Origin of the sequence: Streptosporangium sp. NPDC000095 (assembly GCF_042899335.1) — a bacterium.
Lineage (GTDB): Bacteria > Actinomycetota > Actinomycetes > Streptosporangiales > Streptosporangiaceae > Streptosporangium.
Genome location: NZ_JBIAZS010000011.1, coordinates 315,436 through 325,662 on the forward strand (window position 1 = coordinate 315,436; position 10,227 = coordinate 325,662).

A 10,227-nucleotide genomic window follows, 5' to 3' on the forward strand; every position below is an offset into this window, starting at 1 on the left:
CGAAGATATCCGGGCGAAGATGAGACAAGCGTAAAACGGTCCAACACTCTCGGGGCATGCCCGGAACAGGCCGGAGTACGGCATCGAGCTTCCGATCACCTGGAACGCAGGGCCTCACGGGCACGGCGGGCCAGCCGGCGGGTCGCCTCGTCGGAGAGCTCGGGGATCTCCTCCACCGGGAACCAGCGCAGGTCGAGCGACTCGGCGCTGATCACGGCCTCGACGTCGGCGGGAGCGACGGCGCCGTACTCGACGTCGAGATGGCTGCTGTGCGGGGGGTGGCACCAGACCCGGTGCCGGTCGAGCGCGAGCGGGCCCGGCAGCAGCCGCAGGCCCGCGATGCCGGACTCCTCGGTGGCCTCACGCAGCGCCACCGCCTCCAGGGAGGCGTCGCCGCGCTCGCAGTGACCTCCCATGGGCAGCCACATCCCGGCCTTGCGGTGCAGCGTCAGCAGCACCCGCTCACCGTCGTGGGAGAGCACCGCGGTCGTGGCCGTCAGGTGGCCGGTGACGCATTCGCGCCACATCGCGTCGTCGTTGGCGTGGACGTGCTCAAGGAACTCCTTGCGGAGGATCTCCTCCTCCGCCGTCGGGGCGACCCACCCCGTGAGCACGTCCTTCGCGTCGGCGCGCAGGCTCACGCGCTCCCGTCCTCGCCGTCGTCCTCGCGCTTCTTCTCGGCGTCGCCGCCGTCACGGGGAGGCTCCCGCAGGGTCCCCTCCAGGGACGACAGGTCGAGCTCGGGCTCGCCCCGCACGAACCTCTCGGGGTTGTCGAGATCGTCGGCGGTGGGCATCAGGTCGGGGTGGTTCCAGACCGCGTCGCGGCCGTCGACGCCCCGGTCGGCCTCCAGGGCCTGCCACAGGGTGGCGGCCTCGCGCAGGCGGCGGGGCCTGAGTTCGAGGCCGACGAGCGTGGCGAAGGTCTGCTCGGCGGGACCACCGGTCGCCCTGCGGCGCCGTACGGTCTCCGACAGCGCGGTCGCCGAGGGGAGCTTGCCGTCCGCGGCGCCGTCCACGACGGTGCCGACCCAGCCCTCGACCAGGGCGAGCATGGTCTCCAGCCGGGACAGGGCGGCCTTCTGCCGTTCGGTCTCCTCGGGCTTGAGCAGGTTGCCGCCGCTCAGGGCCTGCTGGAGCTGCTCGGGATTGTTGATGTCGAGCCCGCGGAGCTGCTCCTCCAGCGCGGACGCGTCCACCGTGATGCCCCTGGCGTACTCCTCCACCGCTCCGAGCAGGTGCGCGCGCAACCACGGCACATGCTGGAAAAGCCGGTGGTGAGCCGCCTCGCGCAGGGCGAGGTAGAGGCGGATCTCCTCGGCGGGGATCTCCAGGCCCTGGCTGAACGCCGCGACGCCGCCGGGCAGCAGGGCGGCGTTGTCCGACAGCGGCAGGCCGATGTCGGTGGAGCCGATCACCTCCAGGGCGAGCGAGCCGACGGCCTGGCCGATCTGCTGGCCGACCATCATGCCGCCCATCTGTTTCATCATTCCCATCAGCGGCCCGGCCATGGCCTGGGCCTCCGCGGGCAGACCGGCGGCACCGAGCGTCCCGCTCATGGTCTCGACCATGCGGGCGGCGATCGGGTCACAGAGCTTCTGCCAGACCGGAATGGTCTTCTCGATCCACTCCGAACGGCTCCAGGCCTGAGGGTTGCTCACCCCGCTCGGCAGGGAGGTGGCCTCGTTGAGCCACAGGTCGGCCAGATTCAGGGCGTCGACGATCTGGCGCCGCTCGCCTTCCATGACACTTGGATCGCCCTCGGCGACCACCACGTGCCGTGCGATGTTCTTCGCCATGTCCCAGTTGACGGGACCTGAGGTCGGCGGAGCGGAGAGCATGTCGGCGAACTGGCGCATTGCCGCTGCGATCTGCTCCGGGTTGCCGAACATGGCGAACGGGTTCTCGTTGGGGTCGTTTTCCCGACCTGGCAAGTCAGTCACCGCTCTACCTCGTGCAGGATGGAGGAGTCCACATCCGCCACGTTATCCGTCGCATGGCGGGTCAGTGCAAAGTGAGGACCTGGTGCCTACCTCGAAACGCTCCCGGCCCCCCGTCGTCGCCGTCACCGGCGCCGCCTCGGGCCTAGGCCGTGCCTTCCTCGCGAAGGTCGCCTCGTCTGCGGATTTCCGCAGGGTCGTGGCCATCGACGAGCAGCGTGGTGACGTTCCCGACGTCACCTGGCGGGTCCTCGATGTCCGAGATCCGCTCTTGGCGAACCGCATATCTGACATCGACGTGCTCGTACATCTGGCCGCCGACTACGCGCTCGACGTCAACCCGACGGAGCGGCGCGCCTACAATCTGCGAGCGGCCCAGACGGTGCTCACCGCCAGCGCGGCCGCGCGGGTGCGACGGGTCGTGCTGCTCACCAGCGCCATGGTGTACGGAGCCGTCCCCGACAACCCGGTCCCGCTGCCCGAGGGGGCGCCGGTCGCCGCCGAGCCCGACACGGGCATGGTCGGCGACCATCTGGAGATCGAGGCGCTGGCCCGCCGCTCCCTGCGCAGCCACCCCGGTCTCGGCGTGACGGTGGTCCGGCCCGCCGCCGTGGTCGGTCCCGGCGTCGACAGCGTGGTGACCAGGCACTTCGAGGCGCCCCGGCTGCTGACCGTGAAGGGATGCGCCCCCCGCTGGCAGTTCTGCCACGTGGACGACCTCGTCTCGGCCCTTGAGATGGCGGCGCTCGGCGCGGTCTCGGGGGTGGTGGCCGTCGGCGGCGACGGGTGGCTGGAGCAGGAGCAGGTGGAGGAGATCTCCGGGCTGCGCCGGCTGGAACTGCCCGCCGGGCTGACCTTCGGCACCGCCCAGCGCCTGCACCGCCTCGGCATCACCCCGGCCCCGGCCACCGACCTGCACTACGTCGTCTACCCGTGGGTGGTCGACTGCACCGCGCTGCGCGAGGCCGGTTGGAAGCCGATGTGGAGCAACGAGGCCGCGTTCGAGCAACTCCTCAAGTTGCGCGAGGGCAGGCACGCCGTGGTGGGCCGTCGCCTGTCGGGCAAGGAGGCCACACTCACCGCGGCCGGCGCCACCGTCGCCGTCCTCGGCACCGCGGCGATCGTCCGGGCCGCCCGCAAGAAGCGCCGCACCACCTGATGTCCGCTCAGGGCGTACAGGCTCGTACGGGTCCTGGCGCGGATCCCGTCAGCGGAAGTGCGCTGCGGGGGCCGTTTTTCCCTGCCGGTACGCTTTGCGGCGTGGATGTCATCCGGTTGCTCGATATTCGCGACAGCGCGCTCTCCGTCGACGAGGTGCTCGCCGCCGTCGGTGACCACGCCGCGGGCGGCACGACGGTCTTCGTCGGCACGGTCCGTGAGCAGGACCACGGCAAGCCGGTCACGGGCCTGTCCTACTCGGCGCACCCGAGCGCCGTGGACGAGCTTCGCCAGGTGGCGGAGAAGATCGCCACGGACTTCCCGGTGACCGCGCTCGCCGCCGTTCATCGAGTCGGTGACCTGCGGCTCGGCGATATCGCGGTCGTCGTGGCGGTCGCCGCGCCACACCGAGGCGAGGCGTTCGAGGCCTCCCGGAGGCTGATCGACGACCTCAAGAGCCAGGTCCCCATCTGGAAGAACCAGTTTTTCGCCGACGGCTCCTCCGAGTGGGTGGGGGCCTGCGAGTGAGATCGACCGGCCGGTACGCGACCGTCGGCGCGGCGGCGTCCGGGTACGGTTTCATGACCTGTCGTACGGCATAGGCTTTGTCCATGTCCCGACGTGCGCTGACCCTCATGGTGGCGGGCTTCCTCACGCTCATGTTCGCGCTGGTCGGCGCCCTGCTGCCGGTGCCGTACGTCGTGCTGAGCCCAGGGCCGACCGAGAACACCATCGGGGACGTCGACGGCAAGCCGGTGATCAGCGTCGAGGGGCGCCAGACGTATCCGACGGAAGGCAAGCTCAGCCTCGTCACCGTGGCCTACCAGGGCGGACCCGGCACCAGGATCGATCTTTTCAGCGCGCTCAGGGGATGGATCGATCCCACCATCGCGGTCGTGCCCGAGGAGACGATCTTTCCTCCCGCGACCACCGCGAAGGAGGTCGAGGAGCAGAACACCCAGGAGATGACGAACTCCCAGGACGACGCGACCGCGGCGGCGCTGACGGAGTTGAAGATCCCCTACAGCTCGGTCGTGACCGTGGCCTCCACGGAGAAGGGCCTGCCCGCCGACGGCAAGTTCAAGATCGGCGATGAGATCGTCTCGGTGGACGGCACCCCCGTGTCCGACCGCGAGAGCGTCTCCGCCGCCGTCCGCAGGCACAAGCCAGGCGAGCAGGTCGGTTTCGTCGTCAACCGGGGCGCCGAGAGCATGACCATCACCGTCCCGACCGTCGCGGGCCAGGACGGCGCACCCCTCGTGGGCATCACCATGCGGGTCGGCTACAAGTTCCCCTTCCAGGTCAAGATCAACGTCGGTGACGTCGGCGGGCCGAGCGCGGGGATGATGTTCTCCCTGGGCATCGTCGACAAGCTCACCCCCGGGGCGATGACCGGCGGCAAGTCCATCGCGGGGACCGGGACGATCACCGCTGAGGGCGACGTCGGCCCGATCGGCGGCATCCAGCAGAAGATGGTCGGCGCGAGGAAGGCGGGGGCGACGATCTTCCTGACCCCCACAGAAAACTGCGCGGAGGCGGTCAAGGCGATCCCGGACGGTCTCAGGCTGGTCAAGGTCGCGACCCTGCGCGAGGCCGTCCAGGCGATCGACGCGATCCGCACCGGCTCGGGTGCCGTGCCGAGCTGCCCGGCGGGCTGACCCCAGAAGCCGGACGGGAGCTCCTGGGCGAGGGAATGAGACCTCGGGAGTGAGCGGCAGGAGAAGCCCGGAAAGCGGGACGCGCCGCCCAATTAGGTAAAAGATCCGGTTTTCCGGGTCTTGGGCCTCGTGACGGGGCACTCATCAGGGTCCTCGTACGTTGGACCTAAGGACCCGAGACCAGTTGGTGTTGTGGCCGGACCGTGCCCGAAAGGCTGAACGCGGCCCATTGCCCGCCGGTGTAGGTTGCCAGACACGGACCGTGCTCTTACGACAAGGGGTTGGCCTTGAGCTTCCGGACCCCCGGAGCCGGCAGGGCAATGCGCTTGCCCCGCCGGCCACGACTGCTAGTTCCCGTCGCGATCGCGCTGGGCGCGATAGTTATCCTTTTCTTTCTCTTTGCCGGTATTTTTACTGATTACCTTTGGTACGACTCGGTCGACTACACGGCCGTCTTCTCCGGTGTGATCGTCACGCAGATTCTGCTGTTCGCCGTCGGCGCACTGCTGATGGTCGGGATCGTCGGCGGCAACATGCTGCTGGCGTACCGCATGCGACCGATGTTCGGCCCGGGAATGTTCGGTGGCGCCAGCGGTGCCGACCGGTATCGGATGGCCCTTGACCCGCACCGCAAACTGATCTTCCTGATCGGTGTGGCGGTGCTCGGCCTGTTCTCGGGTTCGTCCTTCTCAGGTCAGTGGAAGACCTGGCTGGAGTTCATCAACGCGACGCCGTTCGGTACGACCGATCCGCAGTTCAAGATGGACATCTCCTTCTTCATGTTCACCTATCCCTTCATCCGGATGGTGCTGAACTTCCTGTTCGTCGCGGTGGTGCTCTCCGCCCTGCTGTCGGCGATCGTGCACTACCTGTACGGCGGGTTCCGGCTCCAGTCACCCGGCGTGCACGCCTCGCGCGGCGCTCGGGCGCACCTGTCGGTGCTGCTGGGCATCTTCGTGCTGCTGAAGGCGGTCGCCTACTGGGTCGACCGGTACGGGCTGGTCTTCTCCGACCGGGGCTTCAGACACGGTGCCTCGTACACCGACATCAACGCGGTGCTTCCCGCCAAGACCATCCTGGCGATCATCGCCCTGATCTGCGCGGTCCTGTTCTTCGCCGGGGTCGTGCGCGCCGGGGGCATGCTGCCCGGCGTCGGTTTCGGTCTCCTGGTGCTCTCGGCCATCCTGATCGGCGGGGTCTACCCGGCCCTGGTCGAACAGTTCCAGGTCAAGCCGAACCAGCAGGGCAAGGAGCAGGAGTACATCAAACGCAACATCGACGCGACCCGAACAGCCTACGACGTCAACGACGCCGAGGTGATCGACTACACGGCTCAGGGAGACCCGAGCAAGGTCAACGTCAGCGCCGACAGCTCCATCTCCGGCGTGCGCCTGCTCGACCCCAGCCTGGTCGCGAAGACGTACCAGCAGAAGCAGCGGATTCGCGGTTACTACGACTTCCACGATCCGCTCGACGTCGACCGCTACCCCGACGAGAACGGCACGATGCGCGACACCGTCGTGGCCGTGCGAGAGCTCACGGGGCCGCCGGCCGAGCAGAACAACTGGATCAACCGGCATCTCGTCTACACCCACGGCAACGGTTTCGTGGCGGCGCCCGGCAACGAGGTCGACTCCGAAGGGCTGCCCAACTTCGACGCCAAGGACATGCCGGTCACCGGTTCCCTGGTGGAGCGGACGAAGCTCAAGGAGTCGCGGATCTACTTCGGCGAGGCACGCGGCGCGGCCGAGTACGTCGTCGTCGGTGGCAACGGCCAGAGGAATCAGGAGCTCGACTACCCCGAGAGCGGTGGCACCGGCCAGAAGAACACCACCTACGAAGGCAAGGGTGGTGTCCCGGTCGGATCCTTCATCAACCGGATGCTCTACGCCGCCAAGTACGGCGAGATCAACCTGCTGCTGTCGGGTGACGTCAACCCGGACTCCAAGATCCTCTACGAGCGCAACCCGCAGCAGCGTATCGCCAAGGTGGCGCCGTTCCTGAGCCTGGACGACAACCCCTACCCGGCGATCGTCGACGGCAGGGTGGTCTGGATCGCCGACGCGTACACCACGTCCAACGCCTACCCGTACTCCCAGAGCAAGAGCCTGGAGGCGATGACGCGCGACACCATCACCGACCCGCGTGTAGTGGTCCCGCAGCCGCGCGACCAGATCAACTACATGCGCAACTCGGTGAAGGCCACGGTCGACGCCTACGACGGCACCGTCAACCTGTACGCCTGGGACGAGAAGGACCCCATCCTGCAGACCTGGCGCAAGGCCTTCCCCGGCGTCATCAAGCCGCAGACGGAGATGACGCCCGAGCTCAGGCAGCATCTTCGCTACCCGGAGGCGCTGTTCAAGGTCCAGCGTGACGTGCTTTCCCAGTACCACATCGCCGACCCGAACGCCTTCTACAGCGGCCAGGACTTCTGGAACGTCCCGAACGACCCGTCCTCGGGCGAGCGCGACATCAAGCAGCCGCCGTACTACCTGTCGGTCAAGATGCCGAGCACCGACAAGCCCACGTTCTCGCTGACCACCACGTTCGTGCCGCGCCAGGGACCCAACCTGGCCGCGTTCATGGCCGTGGACGCCACCCCCGGAGAGGACTACGGAAAGCTGCGCATCCTGCGCATGCCCTCCAACACCACGATCCCCGGTCCCGGCCAGGTGCAGAACAACTTCCAGAACAAGTTCTCCGGCGAGCTGAACCTGCTCGGTCTCGGCCAGGCGAAGGTCCGCTACGGCAACCTGTTGACCCTGCCGTTCGCCGACGGCCTGGTCTACGTCGAACCGGTCTACGTGGAGATCGCGGCCGCCTCCGGCCAGGAGCCGTACCCGATCCTCCGCCGCGTCCTGGTGGCCTACGGCAGCAAGGTCGGCTCGGCCGACACGCTCAAGGGCGCGCTGGAACAGGTCTTCGGTGACAGCACCCAAACCGCTCCACAGGAGCAGCAGGGGGAGGGTAAGCCGGCCGAGGAGGCGAACGCCAACCAGCCCACCACCGCGCTGGCCCAGGCGATCGACGAGGCGCAGAAGGCGTACGACAAGGCACAGGCCGCTCTCCAGGCCGACCCGCCGAACTGGAACGACTACGGCGAGGCCCAGAAGGAGCTCCAGGAGGCGCTGTCGAAGCTGAAGGGCACCGAGGCGAGCCCCGCGCCCACCCCGTCTCCCTCGGCGTCGGGATCCCCGGCACCGTCGGCGACACCCACACCGGTCCCATCCGCCACACCGACACCCACACCGAATCCCTAGAAAGACACCGGGGCCCAGCGATCTGATTCGCGTCCGCCACCAAAGCCGGGTATGGTTAAGACATACACCGACGCGGGGTGGAGCAGTTCGGTAGCTCGCTGGGCTCATAACCCAGAGGTCGCAGGTTCAAATCCTGTCCCCGCTACCAATCGGAAGGCCCCGGTCGCCGGAAACGGCGACCGGGGCCTTTCTTGTTTTCCCTCCTCGGGATCCACCGCGTCCAGAGGCTTCTGCGGTGGGGACATCGCCTCGTGCCCGTCTGTGAAACCCCGGAGGCTCCGCGGACGGGGGCGACGTAAGGCCGGTGACCTCGCGTTCCTGTGCCGATTTGCAGCCCGAGGGGAATCCCGGATAGTGTTCAAACACACACCGACGCGGGGTGGAGCAGTTCGGTAGCTCGCTGGGCTCATAACCCAGAGGTCGCAGGTTCAAATCCTGTCCCCGCTACCAATCGGAAGGCCCTGATCTCCCAGAGATCAGGGCCTTCCGCGTTTTGGGCAGTCGAGACCTCGTCTTCTTTGCGCCTGGCCGGGGCATCCACCGCTGTGCGTGCCAAGGGACGTCGAGCCTGGCGTGCGGGATGTATTTCGAGAGATGCCAGAGTTCGAGAGGTAGCGTGCCGTTGTGAGCGAAACGTCCGGACCTGTCCTGCGCTGGCGCGTGCGCCGCGACCTCCTCATCATGAAGATCGTCGGGGCGTTCGCCCTCGCGGTGCTCACGGTCCTCACCCTCGACGACCTACGGGGGGCGATCCTGGCGGGTGCCGCGACCGCGATCCTGGCAGCGTTGGTGGTGCGTGATCTCCTCGCTCCGGTGCGGCTCACAGCCGATGGCGAGGGTCTCGTCGTGGTGAGGGGCTTCGCCGGATCCGAACGGGTGCCGTGGAGCGCCGTCGAGCGTATCCGGGTGGACACACGGACCCGCTTCACCTCGCGTACGGAACTCCTGGAGATCGACACGGGGGAGGGCATCCACCTGCTCAGCCGGTTCGACCTGGGAGTGCCGTGCCGGCAGGTGGCCGACGAACTCCGCTCGTTCCGGACGGGGGCATAGTCCGCTGGATCCCCGGGTGCCGGGACGCGAGACCGTCCCGGTGGTGCCTTCCGACTCCGAACCGGAACCCGGCGCCGATGACCGGCCGCCTGGTCCCGGCCCGCGAGGGCATCCCTCAGGCTCTGACCCTCACCCGGCGATGCCTCGGGACGAAACCAGGCCTGGTGCGGCGCACCAGCAGACTCGCCTTGTAGCAAGCCCAGCAGGTGAGGAAGGCCCCAAAGGAGGCCTGTCCTATCCACGTCCACGTCGAGGTCTCGACGGCCGCGAACATCACTACACCGGTCCAGACAAAGCCGAAGACGCCCACGAGGGTCGCCGCAGCCCAATTCAGCCCTCGCTGCAACATGCCTGGAGTCTTACAGATCTTGGTTCAAGCCCAGGTCAATGACGCGGAACGCCTCATCGTGGGAGGCTACGGCTTGTGCCGGCGCACCTCCGCGCGCGAGAGCCTCCGGTGTTCATCGGGGTCGTCCCCAGAGGATTCTCCTCAAGGCAGGCCAGTAGCGCCGCCGCGGTGTGGGCGTCGCCGAGGATCCGGTTCACCTCGTCCTCGGATGTCGGGAGCTGGCCGCGCTTGGCGAGCTCATCGGTGAGGAAGGTCAACGGCTCCGGGTAGCCGGCCGCCTCCGCGGCGACCGTCGCCCGAGCCGCGGTGAGGAGACGCAGATAGTAGGCGCGGAGGGTCGCCTCTCTCATACGTGCGTCTTCAAGGTCGTTCAGCAGAGACCTGGCAACCCTCAGCAGGTCGCCTGGGTGGTCGGCCTCCGCATCGATGTGCGCGCGGATGTCGTCGAACTCCGAGCGGGTCATGTGCTCACCTCCACGGCGGAGTCAGGATTCTGACCCTCGCGCCTCTTCGTATCCAGAGTCGATTGCGGATGGCTTGACGTCTGGTTGCGCGCTTGCCTGTTTGGGACGCGCGAGTCTCCGGGATGGTTGGCAAGTTGTCTCTGTGACGTGAGAGTCCTGGTAGTGTTCTTTCCGCAGGGCAGCGAGCCTCCAGGTTTAAACCTCCAGGAGCGAACTAACTGCCCGGCAAAACCCTCTCTCCACCCCGGCAAACCGGATGTGTCCGAGTGATTGGACAACGATCGGATGTTGGAGTAAGTTAGAGGGGTTGCCCTGGAAACGGGGTGGTCGCAATCCTAGCGGG

The 10,227-nt window shown here is 67.7% G+C and carries 8 protein-coding genes and 2 tRNA genes; 7 read left to right on the forward strand and 3 right to left on the reverse strand.

Going from position 1 to position 10,227, the window contains the following annotated elements:
* Positions 1 to 95 precede the first annotated feature (95 nt).
* Together ACFY3V_RS25020 and ACFY3V_RS25025 are read right to left on the reverse strand one after the other, a co-directional pair.
* A complete protein-coding gene (locus ACFY3V_RS25020; RefSeq protein ID WP_350947828.1) occupies positions 96 to 641 on the reverse strand; it encodes an NUDIX hydrolase in 546 nt (181 codons plus the stop codon).
* On the reverse strand, positions 638 to 1,942 hold the full coding sequence (locus ACFY3V_RS25025) for a zinc-dependent metalloprotease (protein WP_350947827.1): 1,305 nt from the start codon (positions 1,940 to 1,942) through the stop codon (positions 638 to 640). Before ACFY3V_RS25025 ends, ACFY3V_RS25020 begins: the two co-directional genes overlap by 4 nt.
* Before the next feature lie 79 nt (positions 1,943 to 2,021).
* Between ACFY3V_RS25025 and ACFY3V_RS25030 the strand changes: the two genes are divergently transcribed.
* From ACFY3V_RS25030 to ACFY3V_RS25060, 7 genes are all read left to right on the forward strand, one after another.
* Entirely contained in the window at positions 2,022 to 3,098 is a 1,077-nt protein-coding gene (locus ACFY3V_RS25030; protein WP_362899204.1) for an NAD-dependent epimerase/dehydratase family protein, read from the forward strand.
* Between the two features lie 101 nt (positions 3,099 to 3,199).
* Positions 3,200 to 3,625, forward strand: coding sequence for a molybdenum cofactor biosynthesis protein MoaE (locus ACFY3V_RS25035; RefSeq protein ID WP_389776657.1), 426 nt, complete (start codon positions 3,200 to 3,202; stop codon positions 3,623 to 3,625).
* A gap of 83 nt (positions 3,626 to 3,708) precedes the next feature.
* Positions 3,709 to 4,755, forward strand: a complete 1,047-nt coding sequence (locus ACFY3V_RS25040; protein WP_362899186.1) for a PDZ domain-containing protein — start codon at positions 3,709 to 3,711, stop codon at positions 4,753 to 4,755.
* 320 nt (positions 4,756 to 5,075) lie between these two features.
* On the forward strand, positions 5,076 to 8,018 hold the full coding sequence (locus ACFY3V_RS25045; RefSeq protein WP_362899206.1) for a UPF0182 family protein: 2,943 nt from the start codon (positions 5,076 to 5,078) through the stop codon (positions 8,016 to 8,018).
* A 71-nt stretch (positions 8,019 to 8,089) separates the two neighbouring features.
* A tRNA-Met gene (locus ACFY3V_RS25050) sits at positions 8,090 to 8,166 on the forward strand.
* 225 nt (positions 8,167 to 8,391) lie between these two features.
* Positions 8,392 to 8,468: transfer RNA gene (locus tag ACFY3V_RS25055), tRNA-Met, on the forward strand.
* Positions 8,469 to 8,642: 174 nt separating this feature from the next.
* Positions 8,643 to 9,071, forward strand: a complete 429-nt coding sequence (locus ACFY3V_RS25060; protein WP_362899188.1) for a PH domain-containing protein — start codon at positions 8,643 to 8,645, stop codon at positions 9,069 to 9,071.
* Between the two features lie 402 nt (positions 9,072 to 9,473).
* Here ACFY3V_RS25060 and ACFY3V_RS25065 read toward each other — a convergent pair whose 3' ends face one another.
* On the reverse strand, positions 9,474 to 9,884 hold the full coding sequence (locus ACFY3V_RS25065; RefSeq protein WP_350947823.1) for a hypothetical protein: 411 nt from the start codon (positions 9,882 to 9,884) through the stop codon (positions 9,474 to 9,476).
* Positions 9,885 to 10,227 lie beyond the last annotated feature (343 nt).